Raw genomic sequence first — 20,199 nt, 5'->3', positions numbered from 1 at the left:
TCAGGCAGCGCGGGTGGCGCGGAAGCCGCCGGTCGCCCGGTCGAGCAGCGCGTTGAGGTAAAGGCCGTTGGCGAGGTGGACGCGCAGGCCCGCGGTTGCCGGGTGGTGCGCCCAGAGCGGGAACAGCGCCTGTGCCACCGCCACGATGCCGAAGGAGACGAGCGCCAGCACGATCAGCGCCCATTCCAGCGGCCCCGCCTCCGGCGGCTGCGGCAGGCTCGTGCCCCACAGCGCATGCGCGATCAGCTGGAAGCTGAAATAGGCGACCGCCGCTGCGGTGGAGGCCAGCGCCGTGCGCAGGGTGAGCGCGCGCGGTGCGGCATCGGCCAAGCCTTGCGCCACAAGGTAGGCGACACCGAAGATCAGGATCGCACCCAGGGCCAGTGACTGCGGCGACTTCGGCGCCACCAGCGAGAACAAGCTCGCCACGATGGCGAAGAGCATGAGCGCCAGCAGGAAGGCCTTGGCCACCGCCGCGACGCCGGGCACCGCGACGGGACCCGGCCGCCCCACCGCGGCGACGGCGCGCACCGCGCCACCGGAGGAAAGGAAGGCGTGTGCCTTGTAGAGCGAATGCGCCACGATATGGAGCAGCGCCAGTGTCCACAGCCCGAGGCCACACTGCAGCAGCATGAAGCCCATCTGCGCGACGGTAGACCAGGCGAGTGCGGTCTTCACCGCGCTCTGCGTCAGCATCACCGCTGCACCGAACAGCGCCGTGAGGCCGCCGATCATCACCAGCGCCGCCATGGCGCCGGTGCTCGCCTGCACCAGGGGTGCCAGTGCGATCAGCAGCACGCCGCCCGAATTGATGATGCCGGCATGGAGCAGGGCCGAGACCGGAGTGGGTGCCTCCATCACTTCCGTCAGCCAGCCATGGAGCGGGAAGGCGGCCGTCTTCAGCGCCGCGGCCAGCACCAGGAAGGCAACGCCGATGTCCGCCGCGAGCGGCAGGCCACTGGCAGCCTTCGCCCCGATTTCGGCGAGGCTCGCCGTGCCGAGGCTGACGCCGATCAGCAGCGCGGCAATCACGAGCGCCACGTCACCCGCACCCCAGACGAGCGAGAACTTGGCCGCCGCGCGGCGCGCCTCGGCACGCGCGGGGTAGAACAGCAGGAGCTGGCGCAGCACGACGCCGATGGCGATGAAGCCGAGCACGACCACGCCCAGGCTTCCCGCTTGCACCAGCACCAGCACTGCGGCGAGCGTTGCCAGCATCAGCCCGTGGAAGCGCCCCTCGCGCGCCTCGCCGTCGAGATAGGTGCGCGCATAGCGCACCACGATCCAGCCGACGAAGCTGACGAGCAGTGCCATGGAGACGCTCACCGCATCGAGCCGCAGGGCCAGCAGTGCCGCCCCGCTGCCGAGGCTCGGCGTCGCGGGGCCGGTCCACAGCAATTGCACCAGCCCGGCAAGCGCCAGCGCCAGCGCAGCAAGGGCCGCCCCCTCCGCGATGCGGGGGAACAGGCCGGGCCGGCGGCCGGGGTTGATCAGGCCCAGCGCTGCAACGGCCAGCAGCACGAGCGGGGCAAAGGCAGTGAGCGGGGGAAGCGCGTTCATCGGTCGACTCCGTTCCGGGGATGTCCGAAGGGATATGCTCTATCTCGCTTCTATGAAATTACATCTTTTGCGGAATGTCGTTCTGTTTTATAGATGGTTCATGAACCTGCACCATCTCCGCCTGTTCCGCGCCGTGGCGGCGGACGGCACCCTCACCGGGGCCGCCCGGCGGCTGAACCTGTCGCAATCGGCCCTCTCGACCCAGATCAAGGCGCTGGAGGCCTCGCTAGGTCATGACCTCTTCGAGCGCCGGGGCCGCAACCTCGTCCTCACCGAGGCGGGCCGCATCGCGCTGGACCATGCCGATGCGATCTTCCGCACAGCGGAGGATCTCGCCGCCGTGATGCGCGAGACCGGCAATGCCCGCCGCGCGCTGCGCGTCGGCGCGCTGGCAACACTGTCGCGCAATTTCCAGATGGAGTTCCTTCGCCCGCTGGTGGGCCGCCGCGAGGTGGAGGTGATCCTGCGCTCAGGGAGCCAGGCGGAACTGCTGCGCGAGCTCGACTCGCTGGCCCTCGACGTGGTGCTCACCAATCTCGCCCCGCCGCGCGAGGCGGAGACACCCTGGCTCGTGCACCAGATCGGCGAACAGCCGGTAAGCCTCATCGGCACGCCGCGGCGGGTGGGCACGCGCGACATGCAGAGCCTGCTGCGTGAGGAGGCGCTCGTGCTTCCCGCCAAGGACTCGGCACTGCGCTCCGCCTTCGATGCGCTGATGGCGCGTTACGCCGTCACGCCTCACATCGCAGCGGAGGCGGATGACATGGCCATGCTGCGTCTTCTGGCGCGCGAGGATGCGGGCCTCGCCGTCATCCCGCCCATCGTGGTGCGCGACGAACTCACCTCCGGCCTCCTCGCCGAGGTGGCCCAGCTCGACGGCATCCGCGAGCATTTCCTCGCCGTCACGCGCGAGCGGCGCTTTCCCAACCCGGTGCTGGCGGAGCTGCTGTCGCGTGCGTGACCTAGTCGTCCTCTCCCGCTTCAGCGGGTGAGGAGGAGGCCCCAACGCAGTCGGGGTAGGTGAGGGGAAGCGAGATCAACCACCGAGGCGATCGTGTATTCCCCTCTTCTCCCGCTGACGGAGCAAGCAAAATCGAAAGGTGCGAGATAATGCGCTATAACTGTTCCCTAACTTTAGGGTATGCTTGCGAAGAGCTATTTTCAGGTAATAGATAGGTAGCTGGGACTTAACCACCAATTGGGCACCAGACTACGAATCTGGGGGTCATGGGTTCGAATCCTGTCGGGCGCGCCAAACTCTCTAGGTATTGCAAGAAGTTGCTACCGACCGATGCTCTCGGCGAGGAGCTTAATTGTTTTGTGTCCGCACAGTGTCCGCATAGAGAGCTTCCATTTCACTGGCATTAGGAACTCCACTTTGCCCCCAGTTCTTCTCCTGCCATCGCTCAAAGGCAACATCAGCCATCTGGTTGTGTAGCCGCCAGCGCGCAGCCAGTCTCATATAGGTCTTCACGTGCATTCCCTTAGGCCGAGGTGGAACGTCCGACCCGTCGATTACGTCTCGGACCGCCTGATGTTGGTTCCGAAGAAGTTTCTCAGCAATGCTGTGCCGCCACCTCAAGAGCCGTTGATGCAGCGTCAAACTCTGTGACCTATGCTGCGGTTTAGTCTGGTAGCCGTGGCGCGACTGGAAGCGGGTGGCCCCGTTCAGAAGGTGCAAACAGCGGCATGCCCGACCCGAAAAGGGGCACTTTGCGAGAACCCGGTAGCCGCCGTAAGGCTGGGGGCGTGGTAACAGATGAATACGCTCGTGCATTTCGATACTGCTTCCGTCCCTCTTGGACAGTTTATAACGGAGTTCCATCCAGCCATACTCTGGTGTGGCGAAGCAAGTCACGGCCACTTCTAGGGTAGGTTTCGGCGATAGTCCCGAACGCCACTGAACAGTTGCTGTCCTGCTGATCCCGTCTACCCGCAGCAGACCCTGCCGACGTAGGTCGCCCAGATCTAGGGTGTGACCATCTTCAATGACCGGAAGTCGGCGTTTCTTTCCTGTTCCAGACATCGCTCATCACCGAAATAAAGTGGGAGTTTTACAGATTCGCCTTAATTCCAAATGCCTTTGTGGAAAACGTCACCATACCAGATTTTGAGTGTTCTCTGAATGGTCGGCGTGCCAACGAATGGCGGCGGTGGGGAAAGTGGGGAAAGTGGGGAAAGTTTACCGAGGTTCATTGTCGGCAGTTTTTCAATTTTACAGCCTAGCAGCCCGAAATCAGAATTCCGGCGGAGGCAGCCGTATAAAACATTCCCCACATTCCCAACATTCCCCAACCACCAGCGCCAAGGGCATTGAAATCGGGACCTGTTGCAGCCATCTAATAAGCAGGCGATTTAAACCCACTTGCGGCCTGCCGACAGACGGCGAACAGCTAAACAGGAGTTTCCCTATGTCACGTAAGGCACTCTCCTCTGGCCGACGACCCCGCGTTGTCCAGATCGAGCAGAATGGTGAGTATCTAACCGTCCAGCTAGAGATCGATGGTCAAGTGCGGATCGGAAAATACATGCGTTACGGGTGGGACCATGCTCCATGGACAGCGGAACAAGAGATCAAACGTCTCCTGAAGGAGACGAAATGAAGGGCAGATCTTGTAAAAGAGGCTCGAACTACCCATACCTTGAATAGGTGATTTATCCCAATTGCAGCCTGCCCAACCCGGGCGAAATGCTAAACTGGAGCCCCCCCAAATGAGTAACGCGAGCTATACGGTGAATGAAAAGCGCCTGCTGGAAATTCTGCGCAAGGCGAGTGGCAATGAATTGACGTCCTTGGAGATCGTTGAGAAGCACTATCCGGAGCAAGAGAGGCGCCCCAGATACGCGCGCCAGAGTGTCGTGTGCGTTCTCAACAGCCTCGTGCGCAAAACCAGGCGATACAAAAACCTAGACGATTTCGTCGTGAAGAAGTCAGACCGCGCTGGTCCCCACCCGAACAATTACTGGATGGAGACGAGCGACGGATACTTCAAGAAGCTCGCCCCGCTGTTCCGGGTCGAGAAGCGCACTGAACATGTTACTGCAAAGAAGCCGTCCAATTCAAAGGACGAGGCGATTTCGATGAAGTTGCCCACGGCGTTGAAGGCACGACTTGAGAATTGGATTGCAAGGCAAGTTGACTCGCCCTCACCGCAACAAGCAATCGAACGCGTCCTTAACAACTACCTCCCCGCCAGTCCCGCCAGTGAATTCGTTTCGTCGGGGTTTTCTGAGTAGACGACTTGAGGCTACCTCCCGACGGAGGGAGAGAGTCCGGCAGCTAACTCTCTCCGTGATTAAGTCATTGATATTGTTGGGTCCGAAAATCAACTGAGTTCGAATCCCGCGCCGAGATCCAAACCGGTCTAGTCTCTACCTGAGGGCCGCTATCCACGAGTGTCGAACCCCCGAAGGGTGCGACATTTGACATTGATCTTTGAAATGACCGGGCCGTTGAAGTGCAACTCCGCATGCTGCTCCCGTTCAGTGTCCGCGCAGTTTCAGCAATTCCTGCGAAATGTGCGGCCCTCACCCTTCGCTCTGTCAGCGGGCTGTCGCCGTCACCCCTTGCGCTTCCACGGTGGGGGCAGCATGTGGCCGCGACGCATCGCAATCAGCAGCATGACAATGCCGGCGCCCGTGCAGAAGATCAGCGCACCAAGCGACTCTTCCATGCCGAAGGAACCACCCGTCACGAAATCTGGCCCCTCCACCTGGGTCTTGAACAGGCCGGGCATCATGACGCCACCCGACACGATGCCGGAGAACACCCCCGACTGAACATAATTCCACAGCATGTGGAGGCCCATCGCCATCCACAGGCGCCGCGTGACCATATAGGCCGCTGAGAACAGCAGACCGGCTTCGATGCAGATGTAGACAGCACCGCCAATGGTGGCGGAGGGATTGAGCAGATGGATAAAGCCAAAGACGAGAGATGAAATGATGATCGCGATCCAACTGCCAGCCATGGCCTCGACCGAGCCGAACAGGATGCCGCGAAACACCAGTTCCTCGAACACTGCCGATTTGACGGCCATCGCAATGCCGGGAATCATGATGGACAGAGGGTTCAGCCCTTCGATCTTGTACATGCCGAGCACCATCAGCAGCAGCACGCAGGCCGTATAGAGCGCGGTGCCGACCAGCGCACCGATAGCGAATTCGCGGCCGGCACCCGGCAACGACAATTCGGTGACCTCACGCCGCTCGATGACTTTTCCCCAGGCGGCATAGAAGACCATGATGGCCACGGCCATTGCGACGGCAATCGCAACACCGGTGAGCGGACTGTCCTTGAAGGCGATGATCTTCCCTTCCGTCCAAGCCATCATGTAGAACACGATGCCGCCCAGCACGATCAGTCGAGTCAGCGGAAATTGCAGGACACGCAGCCAGATGGGCGGCGTAGACAGGGCTTGTTCCATGATGGGTTCCCCTAGGTTTTGGGTTGGCGCGCGCGGTCGACCTACTTCGCTTCCTTGGCCCAGTCGGGAATGTGCCAGTTGATGGTGATGCTCTTGGGGCACGCATCGGACAGCTTGCGATAGGGGTTGTTCGTGAAAGCGACACCGATATCTGCCACGCAGGGCTGGTAGATGACGGCGCCGTGACCTGCCTCGGGGATCATGAAGACCTGCGCGTTTGTGAGCTTCTCCGTGGCGAGCCTTGCCCAGCTTGCTGGGGTTTGAATATCATACAGGCCGCCGATGGACAGGGTGGGAATGTCGCTTGCCACGGGGGTATGCCAATTCTCGCGCTCCTGCGGCTTGAATGGAGCACATCCGGCAAAGAAGTTCCTCACCATAAGGTCGTAGTCTTCGTCGAGATATGGATATTTGTCGCTTGCCGCGACCTTCTTGTAACCTTCATAGCTATTGTAAGGGATGTCTTCCTGGCAGGCGTAGTTGAACAGATACATGTTGTCGAAGAAGTGAGTCTGAGACGCCATGACATCGCGTTTGATGATGTCAAAATAGCCAGCAACCTCCGCTTCGCTCATACTCTGGATCAGGGACAGGAGCCGCGCACGTTGCTCGCCAGAGGTGTAACCCTCCACGAAGACTTTGAGCGCATCTCGCGACGGCTTGATGTTCTGAAGCGCGACATAGTCTGCAATGCTCTTGGCTATCTTCGCCGGATCGCTCTTTCCTTCGGCAGTGAGTGCCTTTTCCAGTTCCCGGTCGAATAACACTGCCACGGGACCATACTGGTCGCGCTCATCGACGGTGTCACGCAACTCCTCAACGACGTTGGCATTCGACTTTTCAACTCTGCGCGAAATTGCAACATTGTCGGAAAGCGTGCGGATCAAGTTCCTCTGTTCCTTCGGCAGGCTCGCCGAAGCTTCTGTCACGTCGTCGTCTCCCAACTCCGGCATCAGAAAGTTTCGCGCCATGAGCATGTCCACGGTGGGCATGTCCCCGCCGCGATGGAGCTCATAGATGAATGCGGGAATGTAGGGTGTCATCGAGACCCTGGAATCCTGACCGTTTCTCTCGTTGAAGGGCCGGAAGATCGTGGCTGTCGTGACCGGCTTCCCCTGATGGATGATCTTGCCGTCATGAGCCATATGCAACGTCTCGATGATCACCTTGTGGAGATCGGGATAGGTCTTGTTGCAGACAGGATCCGCCCTGCACTGCTCCACCACGTTCTCGATGGCCTCGTCGGTCTTCACGGTGAAGGAGTTGTAGAGATGGACCCAGGACGGGGCCACGCCGTCGATGATGACCGAGCGAATGCCTTGCGGCGCAACGCGCATTGTTTCGAGCGCAAGCTTTGAGCCGAATGATATTCCATAGAGATTGTAGGTCGGATAACCGAGCGCGGCCATCACGACCGGAATATCCTTCGCGTCCTGCGTCGTGTTGTACTTTGCGATATCGATGCCTGAAGACTCGAGCTCTCCGAGGCATTTGCTCACGAGACTGTCCTTGATGGGATCGCCTTTGGCATCGACGTTCAGCGTTTCGCCCTTCGCAATCTTCACCGCGTTCTCGGATAGCGCCTTGTAACAATTGACCGAGTGCCCTGAAATGCCTGCGGAGCGTTGATCCCAGAACACAATGTCGCGGGTTCTGCGCCAGGGTGCAAAGCCCCGGTCGACCTTGCCGATCACGCCGAATGCACTGCCACCGGGTCCGCCATCAAGATACACCAGTGGATCAGGCTCCGGGTACTGGGAATGCGACTTCATGATCATGAACTTGAGGGCGATCTTCTTGCCCTCCGGATGATCGTGATCCTCTGGCACCTGCACGGTGCCGCAGGTGATCGTCTGGCCGTCGATCTCGTTCACGGGATAGGGTCGTGGACATGCGATGTGCGTGACCGCGGCCGTCAGGTTCGGCGTTCCGGCCGCTATATCGCCGGGCTGACCCAAAAGGGATGCGACTAATGCGAGGATGTGCTGGTAATCCATCAGTTGCGTCCTCTTTCTTGCAAATTGCCTAGTAGCTGGAATGCGGGCGCCCGGGCGATGACTCCCGTGCGCGCCGTCCGGTCACTCCTGCTGCATCAATGACGAGAGTTGACCGATCTCGACGGACATCTCGGCGAAGTGCTGCCGGTCTGCGGCGCTCTCGGCCTGACGCGAAGCCTGGTCGAGCCTGTTCTTGAGCTGGGGCAGGTAAGAGCGCAGCCAGGCCGGATAGTCTGTGTCGTCGCCAGTGTCAGATTCGATCTCGGCGAAGGATTGCGGAAAGCCTGCCTTGACGGCGACCGCGGCACCAGCAGACTCTGCCGGAGTGGGGTTCTGCCATGATCGGATCATGTCGCGCGTCCGGTTCACATAGGCGCGCTGCAGCACCCGATCTGTATGGGAAGCCTGCTCCAGATTGCCCCACACGGCGTCACCTACGTCGTGCCCGAGCTTGATCGTGGAATAGGCTTCGGCATCCTGATCGGACTGGCTTTGCAGGACGGCAAGCCGCGCTCCGTCGAGCAGCGTCGCCAGAAGTGAACGCTGCATGTCTTCCACTGTGCGGCCGCCCCCTGTTACGGCGATACGCTCGAGCAGCGCCGGATCACTGAAGGCATCAAGCGAGCGGGCACCTTCCCCAAGGAGGTAGTCGACGGCGGCAGTCTGCTCGTCTGCGCGAACCAGATCGACGCGCTTGCCCGCCGGGGCGCCGATCCGGGGCATCGCACCGCCCACCAGCACGGCGACCGAATCGAGCATGCGCTTCTGGGTGGCTAGCAGAACCGCATAGGTTGAGGAAAACAGATCATTGTCACCTCCCGTCGCGGCGTCGAGGCGGGACAGCGATCGCTCGATATTGGCAATGCCGAGACGGGTGGCATCTATCCGATCAGCGCCAGTGTTTTCCTTCTGCACGCGCGGATCGTGAAGGTAGGTTGCGGTCTCCGGGGGCAATTCGCCGGCGGCCCACCACAACTCCCTCTGCTCCGTGAACTTTCGCGATGCCTCGGCGATATGGGCCTGCTGCTCGGCCTGGGTACCCGTCACGGGGGCATAACCCCACTGGATCGCCGCAATGTCATAGGGTCCGAGCTTCGGGATCAGCACCTTGATACCGTCTCCCGGCTGGGCGGCCTGGTTGAATCTCCCATAGGCCATGATCGAACTGTTGGGGCCGTGCGCATTTGCGAAGGCGGGATTACGCATCTGCTCCACCGAATAGGCCGTCGATGCGATGTGATTGTGCCGGAGCCCCAGCGTGTGGCCCACTTCATGCGCTACGACATAGGTGAGGATCTCGCCCATCTTCTCCTGCGGCAGGGGAAGGTGGCTGGCATCGGGGTCGAGCGTTCCGGCGACCGCGTAATAGTACTTCGAGAAGTAATCCAGCACGCTTGGCCAGACGAGGATGTGGGCCGAGAGGATTTCACCCGAGCGCGGATCTATGACATGAGGCCCGTAGGCATTGACGCGGTTCGTCGGCACCCAGCGAATGACGTTGTGAGTGATGTCCTCCACCGACCAGTTCGGATCGACTGACGGGTCGGGCGCCTCTACCGCCATGATGGCGTTTGAAAAGCCCGCCGCCTCGAAGGCAGGCTTCCATAACTCCACGCCAGCCTTAATGTAGGGCCGCCAGCGCTTCGGCACGCCCGGCCCTATGTAGAAGACGATGGGCTTTACGGGATCGCTCACCTTGGCGGAGGGATCCTTCTTTTCCAGACGGAAGCGGGTGATCACGTCGCGGCTCAGCACAGCTGATCCCGACCCTGGTTCGAATTCCGTGAACTTCGCCGTGAAGAAGCCGATGCGCGGATCTGCCGCGCGATAGGCCATCGGCTTATCAGGGAGGAACACGAAGGAATGCCCGACGACCATCGAGACCGGCTTCACGCCGGCGGCAGGATGGGCGGGATCGGCAGCGAGGAAGGTGAGGTGCGAGCGGACATTGAGAGCCTCCTCGCTGGACGTGACGCGTTCGATATATGAGCGTGCAGGATCGACGCCTGCTGCGACGCTGCCTCCCAGCGCCACGAAATCACGACCGGAAGCACTTTCAACGTCGCTCGAAAACACCTGCGTTGCATCGATCAGAAGCCGCCCGTCCGATGCCTCGGCAAGAACCGGAAACGCTGCGATCACCGGTCCTGTCTCGATAAGATTGAGGGCTGTTTCGATCGGCCGTTCATGTCCGTCGGTGGTGGCTGGCGAGATGGGCTCCGGCGCTTCACCAGGCGCCGGGGACCCGGGTGCATCGTCGGCCGTGCCGCTGCCGCGCGTCGACTTCGTCGTCAGGTCACGCGCCAGCACCACGCCGTTACGGCGCTCGAAGCGCGCCAGCAGGCCCGCCGCCTGAAGCGAGTCCGACACGACACCCGCCGGAAGCCCCACCACCTCGGCATACCAGATGAAGGGCTTTCCGAGCGACTCGGCGGGAAGCAGCAGAAGCAGCTTCCCGCCCTTGCTGTAAGCGCCAATGCGGCCCGGCCCAGCGAGTGTAGCCCCTTGCACGAGACTCTCGACCGTCGGTGCGGCCTGCTGCGCCATGACGGGAGCCGCCCAGAGAAGGTGGCAGGCGACCACGGAATACGCCAGATGACGCGACAGGTGACGGATCATGGAGCCTCGCTCATGGAAAAGCCGTGGAGTGCTGGTGCGGCTGAAGCGCTGAGGCGCCGCTCTAGTTCGACATTGACATGACGTTGGCGACCCTGCCGTTCTTGACCAGGCACTGCCACTTTGCCTTCTTCGAGCCCACGCCAACGATGACCTGATTGTTGGCCTCCGAGCTGTAGGCATCGAGCACGTCGACATCTCCATTGTTAGCCGTGTTCGAGACGGCGGCGAGGCAGGCCTGCTGATCCTTGGGCGAAACGCCGTTCAAATCGCCCGCAGCATTGCTTCCGGCGGGCGAACCAGCACCGCTTGTTCCGCCGCTCGTGACCTGGCAGATGCCATTCGCGCCGCCCTTGCCGGTGTAGGTGACGGAAAGCTCGGAGCCATCGAGACCGAAATCGATTGAAACGCCGTTGGCACTCGCTTCCCAAGCCTTGTTGCTGAAGGTCTTCACAGTCGCCTTCGTGCCATTGATCTTCACCTTGCCGCTGCCATTCGATTTCACCGTGATGCCGGTAGGGCAGCTCGCCGTGAACTTAGGCGGGTTGGCGAGTGCAGGTACGGTGAAGAGCGCGACGAACGCAACAGCGGCTGCGGCGGTGACAGGCTTCATGGTAGTGTTCCTTCCGTTGTGGTGGTTTAGCCAGTGATTTCAAACGAGATCGCGAAGTTGCAAGTCTCGCCGCGACGCGCCGCATTGCGCATGAGATAGACTTGCACCCTGTAGGTGCCGGTGGCCGTCAGGTTCCTGGAGAACTCGTTTCCAGACACCGAACCGTTGAAGATGGCCGTATCTCCGCCGGGTGGCAGCACGTTCATGTAGCAGGAGCGGTTCGACGGACTGAACAGAACCTGCATGATCTGACCTGCCCGCGCAGCAATGCGGTAATCAACGCTGTCATATCCCTTGATCGAGGATTTCTTCTCCGCTGAGGAGGCACCTGAATTGAACTTCACGGTCTCCGCCCGGTCAGCGGCGAAGCCGGACTGCGAGGGACCAAGAAGCAATGCCGCGATAAGGAGTGAAGTGCCAGCCTTCATCAGTAGACTCCCTCCATGATGGTGAAATCGGTGGCGCGGTGGGAGGCGGAGTTGGACTGGTCGGTGGTCACCACCGTCATTCCGTTCTTCATGCGTTTGCGGATCTGCTCGCGAACCTGCGGGTCCGCCGAGATGCGACGGAGTTCATGACCCATGTCCTCGCGGTCGGTCTTGCCATAGCCCATGCCCGACCAGGTGAGGCTGTCATCCGAGGTGCTGGAACCGGTGAGACTGTAGACACTCTCGCCGATGGGCTTTGCGCCGCCCGTGATGGTGGCCTTGCCCTTGGCCACTACGCGGCCATCCTCGAGCACCGTGACGGACTTGTCCTTGCTGCTGACGACGACGCTGGTGATGCTGGGCTTCGCCTCGTGCCCGGCGGTGTACTGGTCCTTGACGAGGGCCGTGTCGACGGCGGCGAACTCGCGCCGCGCATAATCGCCCAGCACCATGCCCGGATGGGTGATGGCGGCGGGCTGCGAGGTATTGTCGGCGATCACCACCGTCATGCCCTTGCGGGTGATGTCGAAAAGGAGCTCCGAGAACTGCATCGGCAGGCGTACGCAACCGTGCGAGGCGGGATAGCCTGGAAGGTTGCCAGCATGGAGCGCGATGCCGCTCCACGTCAGCCGGTTCATGTTGGGCATGGGAGCGTTGGAATAGGTCGAGGAGTGGTGGTGCTTGTCCTTCTGCAGGATCTGGAACACCCCGGTCGGCGTGCGGTGGCCGGGCTTGCCAGTCGAGCAGGTTGAGGCAGCGATCCGGATGCCATTGCGGTAAACGTGCACCAGCTGGTCCGGAATCGAGACTATGATGAGGATCGGCCCGCCTTCCGAACGTTCTGGGAACCAGTTGAACTCGCCGTTCTTCAGGTCATAGGCCAGCTTGTTGACCAGCTGTGCGGCGGCGGCGCCTGCCCATAGTGGGACCGTGGTCGCGGTGGCGAGCGACCGAAGAAGCCGGCGCCGGGAAATCAGTGAATCCACGTACATGCTTGCAGATGTCACTGAACCGAGGGCTCAGGTCAAATGAGCAATACTGGCGATTGTTGAGCTGTATTCATGTTTGCGGCGAAAGGGACCGGTTCACTAGTTCCCAAGCTTCAACTGCCGCTTTTTTATGCAAGGTTCTTGACGGGTTTGGGCGCACGCTCCGCCCGGAGCCATTGCACGAGGTCTCTGACCTCCGGATCCTGGGCGCGGGACTTCTTGAAGCACAGGTGATAGCGTCTCCCGGATGGCATAAGCATGCGGTCGAAATAAGCGAGCCCGCCCGCCTCGACATGGCGCCTGGCGAGAAAGTCCGGGACCAGTGCAAGGCCGAGACCGGCACCTGCCATTTCCACGGATAGCATGTAGTGGGTGCACTCGAGGAAGCGTCCGGATTGCAGTCCCTCGAGGCTCCGCCCCGTCATGGCGCAATAGTCCCGCCACTCCTGCCCGAAACGTTCCGTCGTGATGTCGGTGGTGATGAGCGGAAGATCCCTTTCCGCCGACGAGCCACACAGGCGGGGTGACGCCACGGCGACCAGCATCTCATCGAGAAGGTGAACCGCGGTGAAACCAGGCCTCAGTTCCTGTGCGGTGACGAAGGCGTCTGCCACCTCGGCGGTCTGTTCGGGATCCTGAGCATAGAGGCGGAGCTGGAGGTTGACCGCCGGATTTGCCTCATAGAAGGAAGCAAGCCTCGGGATGAGCCACCCCGGCCCGAAGCTGCTGCAAACCGCAAGCCGCAGCGACGGTCGCCCACTTCCGATGATGTCGTCGAGGGAGGATTGCAGGCCAGAAAAGGTTGTGGCGAGCTTATCAGCCAGTCGTCGCCCGGTGGCGGTGAGCGCGATCCCACGTCCGGCGCGGATGAACAATTGCTCGCCCAACGATTCAGTGAGGTCGCGGAGCTGGTGGCTGACCGCACTCTGCGACACTCCGAGCTCATCCGCTGCCATTTTGACGGATCCGTGCCGTGCCACAGCTTCAAAGCAATGAAGGCCTCGCATGAGTCGACTGTTGCGCATCCTGCTTTCTCCCGCCTTGCAATTCAGTTCCATTCCAGGGGAATCAGTTAAACAGATGCGCCGGGCTATCCGCAAGCCGGACTTGACGGGCCAATATTCGCCAATACCTGCAAACTATGGCTGTCCCAGATTCCACAATGATTGTGCACTAGAAGTTAGCCTAGATCAGCACGAGGCCGGTTAGCATGTAGAGATTTCGTTGGTGTTTGGCTCAACTGTTGCGTCACGAGTTGAGGCGCTAGATCAATCGTATAGAAATTCGATCCTTTTAGAATGGCACTCAAGTTCTCCAGCGTCGCAAAGCAGGGCCAGGACCCCTAGGTATTACCGATGGACAAGTTGATCGCTTCAGCCGGATGCGCTCGCGTTGCTAATGACGCTCGTAGAGTAGTTGGTGATGACACCACTCCAGACCGTGTTGTTGGGAACGATCATCGTGAGCCCGTCTTCCTTCTCGGCTACGGTGCTGAAGATCGTGACGGCCTGCACCTTGCCCTTGATGCCTGAACCAATCTCCACGATGTCACCAACGTCGAAGGGCTTGTTGACCATGATCAGCAGACCGCTCGCGAAGTTGCTGAGCGTGCCCTGAAGTGCAAAGGCGACCACAAAGCCGGCAGCGCCGACTGCCGCGAGGATGGGCGACAGGTTGAACTCCAGGGCAGACAACCCCAGAAGAACGCCGAAGAAGACGACCGCGCGACCCGACATCGAAACAACGAAATCGCGCAGAAGATTGGACGAGACATGCGTCACGTTCATCGCACGCCGGAGCACCCGTCGCAGAATCCACGCTATGATGACTGATCCCAGGACATAGCCAAGGAAGATGCCCAAGTTGCGCGACCAGCGCAGTCCGCCCTCGTCGGCGACAAGCCAAGCCTTGGTCCTCGCCCAGGTCGCGGTCCGGTCGGAGACATCGATCTTGAAGCCGCTGAGTGACGAGACGTACTGGCGATACTCGGCCGGATCGCCTCCCTTCAGTTCCCACTTGTCGAGAACCAGCTTCAGGCGGTCGGCAAGTGCGGTGCGTTCGCTCGTCAACTGCGTGCTGAGATCAACCAGAGCGACCTTAACGTCGGTCTTGGCCCCGGTGGCCTCACTAGCCTTTTCGGAAAGCTGTACAGCCTTGTTGGATGTCTGCTCCGCTGAAATTCCACTTCCGGACCCGTCTGCAGACGGCACGGCAGCCTCCTTCGCGATGGACGCGGCGACTTCCGGCGCAGCAGCCGGGTCAGTCGCCTTCTGCTCAACTGCCGCAGCAACAGGATCCGTCCCGTCGCCGGCCTTTGCCACTTGGCCAACGGCTGAAGAGACCTTCGCCGCCTCCGCAGTCTTCGCGCTGGCGACGCTTGCTGCCGCTGATGCCTGCTCCTGATCGCTGGCGGCCTGCTTCTCGGCAGAGTCAACTGTGTTGGCGAGATCCTTCTGCGCTGCCGCCAGACGCTCTGCAGCCGCGACCTTCTCGGCCGCCGTCGTATCAGTGCTGCTCTCCTTGGACTTGGCCTCCTGCGCAGCCTTCGCCAGAGCGTCTCCAGCCGCCTTCTCCTTGGCCAACTGCGCGATCTCGCGGTTCTTGCGATGTACCGCCAGTTCGGCAAGGCTGATCTCGCTGACCTTGGCGCGAAGCAAGGCGAGCCAAGCCTTGGCCTCGACCGCGACTTCGGCGCGGGTCAGCGGCTCCAGCATGATTTCGAGGTCATCAAGCGCGATGCCAGGATCTGCGGTCGTGGTTGGCGCGGGTTCGGGGGCCGGGCTCTCCGTGCCGGAAACTGTCGAAGGCGCAGCCGGGTTCTCCGCCATCGCCGCGCCATGGCTCAACACCAAGAGAGCCAGGAGAGCGACGGATGCGAATACTCGAGCAACACGGTGAAGCGTCCAATGGGTTACCTTCACGTGAGATTTCTTGGACATGTGCGACCTTCCGTCTTCAGCGGATGGTCTGGTAGGCTGCCGCTTCAGAATGCGCAAGCCGTGCAATAGCTCCTGTTACGCAACCCAAGATAACAACACACCCACCAACTTCGCAGCCACCATTTCAGTTCGGCACCAAAGAAGGAGCAATACTGACTTAGATGGATCAGAGACTTAGCAAGAGCATCCAGTTCTCATCTTTGTCTTGTCCGGCGCACCATGCGGAATGAAGAAGTGAACCTCTATTTAATTGAAATGCAGTTATAAAGCACAAAGGAGTACGCAGGCTAATCCCATCGCCAACCGCATTAACTCGTTATGTCCTCGTTGTTGTTATCCATCCCACAGGTGCCCAGGACACGCAGGCGTAAATGTTGCGGCGGGGCCGGGGACAAAGGTGTCACGATGGAAACAGAACCGACGATATGTAGCTTGGGAAGCTGCCGTTCTACCAGTGGACTACGCCTGCGGCGGACCGGGGATTAGAGGAGCGGCAGTGGGGCGGCAAGGGGGGCTGAGGGACTGTTGATGGAGTTGGTCGATCTACTGCCCCGGCGGGGCTCCGCATCAGGCAATGCGCAGGTTGCTCAGCCACGGTTGGGGTTGCTGGGGTTGTGGCCAAAGCGTCTTTTATAGAACCTCGAGAATGCGGCAGCGGATGCGAAACCAAACTGCCTGGCTACAGTCTTGACCGAGGCACTGACGTCGCTTTCCATGATGTATTGTCGTGCAAGTTCGGGGAAGTGCATTTGCTGCCATTCCATGGGTGAGCAGCCAAAACGCAGACGAAATGCATAATTCAGAGCCCGGGCTGTTAGACCGGTAAGCGCCATCATTTCACTCGAAGTCAGGTGGGGTGGGCCGCGGCTGACGATGTGTCTACAGATAACATCCACGCCTTTGGCGCTCCGGTGTCCTGAGGAATGCAAGTTCCTGATGCATTCCACCATGAAAAAGCGGTACGAATTCGGAACACCAGAAAACTCGCTCTGCTGCCGTCCACTGACGTATACTTGACGAGTAATACCATTCCCACAGCTCAGTTCAATTTTGTAGTCGTCAAAGTCATAGTCATAAGGGTCCAGCAGGCGCGCGAGCTGATCAGCGTTTGTCGAGTTGAAGCAATCATGAGGAACGACCTTCCCAACGAGGTCGTTTCGATCTCTATCGAAGAGGGTCAATGCCGCACTGTTCATACTCAGTATCGTTCCACCCGATCCTGTGAGGTAAGTGCCGAATGGCATGAGTTCGTAAAGGGCTTCAACTTGGGCGTTAAGCGCTTCGAGTCGCTGATTTGTATCACGCGCATACTCCAGCGTACCCATAACTCGCACTCTGCGAGCAAGCGCCCTACGGGTGTTCAGATGCACAGCTACCTAGCGCCCTCAGAGGACAACTTCCGCCTTGTGATTCATCAGTCGGATTGTACCAACTGGTATCAGTGCCATTCACTCAGATTTATTGTTCTTGAAGCTTCTGGCTGCTGCCGCAGCAGCATTAGCAAGTTGGGCAGCCTCTGCCGAAGCTATCGTAGCTCTTGCGGTCGCCCGGGCCGCCTCGGCGGACGCTCTTGTTGATTGCTCTTCAGCGTGAATAGCGGCAGCTGAAGCTGCTGCGGATGCTGCTGCCGATGCAGCAGCGGCCGCCTCTGCAGCGGCCAGGGCAGCCAACCCCGCCGCCTCTGCAGCAGCCTCGGTAGCCTCCAAGACGGAGGCTGCAGCAGAAGAAACGGCAGCTATGGTTGCATTCTTGCAGGCCAAAGAAGCTTTTTCCGCCGCCATCGCTGCCCGTAGAGCAGCCTCGAGTGCGTTCGCGGTGAGGGACTTCATCATGTTGAGCGTATCGGCATAGCGCTCATTGACGACTACATAGCTTTCCCGCAGGGCGGCAATGTCTGCCTCCAGCCTGTTCATTCGCTCAAAAATGGCTTTCTCGGTGGCTTCCGACATCGCACTCACCAAAAGGCAGAGAGTTCAGGTCCAGAGATCCATGCCAGACCGTCGGTCTCACTCACCGCAGTTCAATAGGCCATTTCACTGGGCGTCACAACAACCATCTACCTGCAGTGCGATTATCCGGTGGCTCCAAGCTAATCGACGCGGAATCGTGGCCATTACCTTAAGATCGATCACAAGATGCGAGGATACATACGCTAAGGTCAACTCGTCTGAGGCACCACGGGAGCACAGGAAGATCACTAACACATTCAGAAAAACGCATTGCATATCTGTTCATTCTGCTGATTATCATGGTATTTAGGTCGGCCGAGTTGTACTTGAATTCATTGACAGCACTGAGCAACGGTCTCTTCAGCTATCATCGCCCACATAATCCCGCGCAGCACGCGATACCTAGGAATCCAGTTCTGGGCAGGAGTTGACCATGTATCCCACTGCTAAGGCTTCGATTAGAGTGACTGAACCGGCTGAAGAAGGCTTTCACCCGGTTTTAAGCAGAGTTGAGATGGCTGCAGTCATAGATGCGTTGCTTCAGGCAGAAATCACATTGCCGCTGGTTGACACGAGAAACCTTTCTCTCAGCCGCATAGAGTGGGTTCGCTCTCTTCAGTTAAGCTTGGCCCACCGCCTCGAAGATCTCCTCGCAGAAGACATCCATGTCCGCTTAGCATCTCTGTAGCGGCATTTTGATATCCCAATAGTTTACGTGCATCTCTGCACGTGGAGGAGTGCGTCCATGTATTTGATAATGTGGCGTTGCCTGGCGGCTGCCTTTTCATTCTTATCGCTAAACTGTTCAATGAGCCAATCTGGTGTCATGACTGGTGCCGATCTACTTGATATCTGTCAGCCACAAACGATCGATCCAGTATACCGGCTCAAGCTCTCGGAATGCACTGGCTACATCATCGGGGTATCGGACACCTTCGACTGCAAGAACAAGGCCTTGGGGTTCAACTGGGACAGTGCAAGGTTCAATAATCAGCAGAAACTTGTGGCGACGGTCATAGAGTGGATGCATTTTCATCCCAACTACCTGCATTACCAGGCGAGCGGACTAGTGGCATCGGCCCTCGCGGGGACATATCCATGCCCATCATCTATCGCTGGGCAGTGATTGAAGTGAAGTTCAGCGAAAGGCTTTATCCTAACGAAACAGGACGACCACGTTTACCCCCTGATGCTCCTTCGCAATCTGCTCCCAACCCCAATTGCTGAACTCCATGCTTTGCGAGCACAGACTTCTGACGGATAGTGTGACCACGCGGTTACGACCGGACCTCTTTGCTTCGTAGAGAGCATGATCTGCGCCGGGCATGCTAGGCGAGGCCAAGCTTGCAATCATTTCTGCCTCAGTGTGCTCAGCGTCGCTCGGGATCCTGATGATGTTACTCCTAACCTGCATGACCCATCCTGGACGAAGATAGAGCGCAACACCAAGACCAGTGTAAGGCAGCCAGACCTCCAGACTATGCTTGTTGAACTATGCGGCCAGAAAGTTCCATGCTTTATAGAAGTTTTGTTTTCGTGAAGGTACTTTTAAGTCCGCCAGAGAGTCCCCACTTCAGATAAACTGCCCGGGCATGCCTTGAGCGCCGGCAGCTGAGAGACAACCGACGCGCTCCCGCTCAGTAGAAAGAGAGCCATGTCGCGGAAACCCCACCAGATTGTTCAGAACGACGTCCGATTTTCGGGGCTGCCGGAGCACTCCGTCCCAATGGACGAAGGATTGGCAAATGTTAGAATCAAGAGCGATCGGGAAGCTGTACCTAGACGCAGGGTGCTTAGCTCCTCAACACTAGCGCGAGCGCGCGATATAGTTGGGCTTTACCGGATACCAGGGGACGCTCAGCGCTCAAGCGACGTTTGGGTTATCAGCGGCAACTGCTCCCTCTTCATGACTGAGGCCGAATATCGCCGGCGGGAGTATGAGCCCCACTTCGAGGACCTGCCTTGGCATAGCGGGCCTGATGTGAAACCGACGAGAGGAAAAAACTGATGCGCTCCTCGCGAGACATGGTCACTTTCCACCACCCATTCACCCTTCCTGGTCTCGAGAACGAGCAGCCAGCCGGAACATATATGGTGCTTACTGAGGAAGATGAGATTCCGGGCCTTTCCTTCATTGCTTGGCGCAGGGTTGCCACGCAGATCTATTTGCCTGCGATAGGCCACGAAGTCGGGCGGGAACAGGTAGTTACAATCGATCCCCATGCGCTTGCGGATGCTCGTAAGCGTGATGCCTCAAAGTTGGAGCCGTGATGCTGATTGTTCTTATCGCTCTACTCTGTATCGCAGGCGTCGGGTTCCTATTCTGGCAGCTCAAGGACTCCGACCGATCGACCGCCGAAAAGTTGAGCATCCGGATGGCGCACAGAGCCGACGCCACGGCCGCTGAACCAAAGGACTAGCGGCTTCATATTCGAGCCTCTCGGCAAATCAATCATCACAATCAGAAAGCCCAACCATGAGCCAGCAACTGGATCTCAAATCGACCATCGAACGGGCCTTCGAAATTGCTGACTCTGGCGATGCCGCGACAATAGAGCGTCTCGGCAGGCTGCTCGCCCAAGAAGGATATGCGCTCAACATGCTCACTGGCCCACTCCTGCTCAAGCAGCTGAGGCGGCAAATAGCTGCTAGTGCTGGAACATCAAACGGCCTTTGATGTT

General features: G+C 59.5%; 16 protein-coding genes. 5 read left to right on the top strand and 11 right to left on the bottom strand.

Features of this window, described 5'->3' with window-relative positions:
* Positions 1–1,560, bottom strand: a complete 1,560-nt coding sequence (locus tag DK847_RS00230; RefSeq protein ID WP_111195618.1) for a proton-conducting transporter transmembrane domain-containing protein — start codon at positions 1,558–1,560, stop codon at positions 1–3.
* 100 nt (positions 1,561–1,660) lie between these two features.
* Here DK847_RS00230 and DK847_RS00225 point away from each other — a divergent pair, with 100 nt between their 5' ends.
* Both DK847_RS00225 and DK847_RS00220 read left to right on the top strand, forming a co-directional pair.
* Positions 1,661–2,521: a LysR family transcriptional regulator gene (locus DK847_RS00225; protein WP_111195617.1), complete on the top strand. Its 861-nt coding sequence runs from the start codon at positions 1,661–1,663 to the stop codon at positions 2,519–2,521.
* Between the two features lie 1,751 nt (positions 2,522–4,272).
* Entirely contained in the window at positions 4,273–4,797 is a 525-nt protein-coding gene (locus DK847_RS00220; RefSeq protein ID WP_111195616.1) for a hypothetical protein, read from the top strand.
* Positions 4,798–5,120: 323 nt separating this feature from the next.
* On the opposite strand, the gene DK847_RS00215 is transcribed toward DK847_RS00220, so the two are convergent.
* The 10 genes from DK847_RS00215 to DK847_RS00170 form a co-directional block, all read right to left on the bottom strand.
* Positions 5,121–5,987, bottom strand: coding sequence for a CPBP family intramembrane glutamic endopeptidase (locus DK847_RS00215; protein WP_111195615.1), 867 nt, complete (start codon positions 5,985–5,987; stop codon positions 5,121–5,123).
* Positions 5,988–6,028: 41 nt separating this feature from the next.
* Positions 6,029–7,984 (bottom strand): alpha/beta hydrolase, encoded by a 1,956-nt coding sequence (locus DK847_RS00210; RefSeq protein ID WP_111195614.1) that lies wholly within the window; start codon positions 7,982–7,984, stop codon positions 6,029–6,031.
* Between the two features lie 81 nt (positions 7,985–8,065).
* Complete coding sequence (locus DK847_RS00205) at positions 8,066–10,603, bottom strand: zinc-dependent metalloprotease (protein ID WP_111195613.1); 2,538 nt, start codon at positions 10,601–10,603, stop codon at positions 8,066–8,068.
* Between the two features lie 61 nt (positions 10,604–10,664).
* A complete protein-coding gene (locus DK847_RS00200) occupies positions 10,665–11,213 on the bottom strand; it encodes a hypothetical protein (protein WP_111195612.1) in 549 nt (182 codons plus the stop codon).
* 26 nt (positions 11,214–11,239) lie between these two features.
* Entirely contained in the window at positions 11,240–11,641 is a 402-nt protein-coding gene (locus DK847_RS00195; RefSeq protein WP_111195611.1) for a DNA breaking-rejoining protein, read from the bottom strand.
* Positions 11,641–12,633 (bottom strand): L,D-transpeptidase, encoded by a 993-nt coding sequence (locus DK847_RS00190; protein ID WP_111195610.1) that lies wholly within the window; start codon positions 12,631–12,633, stop codon positions 11,641–11,643. Before DK847_RS00190 ends, DK847_RS00195 begins: the two co-directional genes overlap by 1 nt.
* A 125-nt stretch (positions 12,634–12,758) precedes the next feature.
* Positions 12,759–13,637, bottom strand: a complete 879-nt coding sequence (locus DK847_RS00185; protein ID WP_280956376.1) for a LysR family transcriptional regulator — start codon at positions 13,635–13,637, stop codon at positions 12,759–12,761.
* Positions 13,638–14,003: 366 nt separating this feature from the next.
* Positions 14,004–15,569 carry a mechanosensitive ion channel domain-containing protein gene (locus tag DK847_RS00180; RefSeq protein WP_111195608.1) on the bottom strand — a complete coding sequence of 522 codons (1,566 nt, stop codon included), beginning with the start codon at positions 15,567–15,569 and terminating at the stop codon, positions 14,004–14,006.
* Positions 15,570–16,156: 587 nt separating this feature from the next.
* On the bottom strand, positions 16,157–16,894 hold the full coding sequence (locus tag DK847_RS00175; protein ID WP_111195607.1) for a helix-turn-helix domain-containing protein: 738 nt from the start codon (positions 16,892–16,894) through the stop codon (positions 16,157–16,159).
* A gap of 123 nt (positions 16,895–17,017) precedes the next feature.
* A complete protein-coding gene (locus DK847_RS00170) occupies positions 17,018–17,518 on the bottom strand; it encodes a hypothetical protein (protein WP_111195606.1) in 501 nt (166 codons plus the stop codon).
* A 433-nt stretch (positions 17,519–17,951) separates the two neighbouring features.
* On the opposite strand from DK847_RS00170, the gene DK847_RS20360 reads away from it, so the two are divergent.
* The 3 genes from DK847_RS20360 (at position 17,952) to DK847_RS00150 (ending at position 20,195) form a co-directional block, all read left to right on the top strand.
* Positions 17,952–18,206 carry a hypothetical protein gene (locus DK847_RS20360; RefSeq protein WP_146255996.1) on the top strand — a complete coding sequence of 85 codons (255 nt, stop codon included), beginning with the start codon at positions 17,952–17,954 and terminating at the stop codon, positions 18,204–18,206.
* Positions 18,207–18,263: 57 nt separating this feature from the next.
* Positions 18,264–18,644 (top strand): Rap1a/Tai family immunity protein, encoded by a 381-nt coding sequence (locus DK847_RS00165; protein ID WP_146255995.1) that lies wholly within the window; start codon positions 18,264–18,266, stop codon positions 18,642–18,644.
* A 1,350-nt stretch (positions 18,645–19,994) separates the two neighbouring features.
* Positions 19,995–20,195, top strand: coding sequence for a hypothetical protein (locus DK847_RS00150; RefSeq protein WP_111195602.1), 201 nt, complete (start codon positions 19,995–19,997; stop codon positions 20,193–20,195).
* The last annotated feature ends 4 nt before the right edge of the window (positions 20,196–20,199 follow it).

The sequence above is a fragment of the Aestuariivirga litoralis genome, from assembly GCF_003234965.1.
GTDB classification, from domain to species: domain Bacteria; phylum Pseudomonadota; class Alphaproteobacteria; order Rhizobiales; family Aestuariivirgaceae; genus Aestuariivirga; species Aestuariivirga litoralis.
This window is presented reverse-complemented; position numbering and strand designations above follow the sequence as displayed.

Coding starts and splice junctions, on each gene's coding strand:
- DK847_RS00230 (WP_111195618.1), bottom strand. CDS start 1,560: ATGAACGCGCTTCCCCCGCTCACTGCCTTTGCCCCGCTCGTGCTGCTG.
- DK847_RS00225 (WP_111195617.1), top strand. CDS start 1,661: ATGAACCTGCACCATCTCCGCCTGTTCCGCGCCGTGGCGGCGGACGGC.
- DK847_RS00220 (WP_111195616.1), top strand. CDS start 4,273: ATGAGTAACGCGAGCTATACGGTGAATGAAAAGCGCCTGCTGGAAATT.
- DK847_RS00215 (WP_111195615.1), bottom strand. CDS start 5,987: ATGGAACAAGCCCTGTCTACGCCGCCCATCTGGCTGCGTGTCCTGCAA.
- DK847_RS00210 (WP_111195614.1), bottom strand. CDS start 7,984: ATGGATTACCAGCACATCCTCGCATTAGTCGCATCCCTTTTGGGTCAG.
- DK847_RS00205 (WP_111195613.1), bottom strand. CDS start 10,603: ATGATCCGTCACCTGTCGCGTCATCTGGCGTATTCCGTGGTCGCCTGC.
- DK847_RS00200 (WP_111195612.1), bottom strand. CDS start 11,213: ATGAAGCCTGTCACCGCCGCAGCCGCTGTTGCGTTCGTCGCGCTCTTC.
- DK847_RS00195 (WP_111195611.1), bottom strand. CDS start 11,641: ATGAAGGCTGGCACTTCACTCCTTATCGCGGCATTGCTTCTTGGTCCC.
- DK847_RS00190 (WP_111195610.1), bottom strand. CDS start 12,633: ATGTACGTGGATTCACTGATTTCCCGGCGCCGGCTTCTTCGGTCGCTC.
- DK847_RS00185 (WP_280956376.1), bottom strand. CDS start 13,637: ATGCGAGGCCTTCATTGCTTTGAAGCTGTGGCACGGCACGGATCCGTC.
- DK847_RS00180 (WP_111195608.1), bottom strand. CDS start 15,569: ATGTCCAAGAAATCTCACGTGAAGGTAACCCATTGGACGCTTCACCGT.
- DK847_RS00175 (WP_111195607.1), bottom strand. CDS start 16,894: ATGGGTACGCTGGAGTATGCGCGTGATACAAATCAGCGACTCGAAGCG.
- DK847_RS00170 (WP_111195606.1), bottom strand. CDS start 17,518: ATGTCGGAAGCCACCGAGAAAGCCATTTTTGAGCGAATGAACAGGCTG.
- DK847_RS20360 (WP_146255996.1), top strand. CDS start 17,952: ATGTATCCCACTGCTAAGGCTTCGATTAGAGTGACTGAACCGGCTGAA.
- DK847_RS00165 (WP_146255995.1), top strand. CDS start 18,264: ATGTATTTGATAATGTGGCGTTGCCTGGCGGCTGCCTTTTCATTCTTA.
- DK847_RS00150 (WP_111195602.1), top strand. CDS start 19,995: ATGAGCCAGCAACTGGATCTCAAATCGACCATCGAACGGGCCTTCGAA.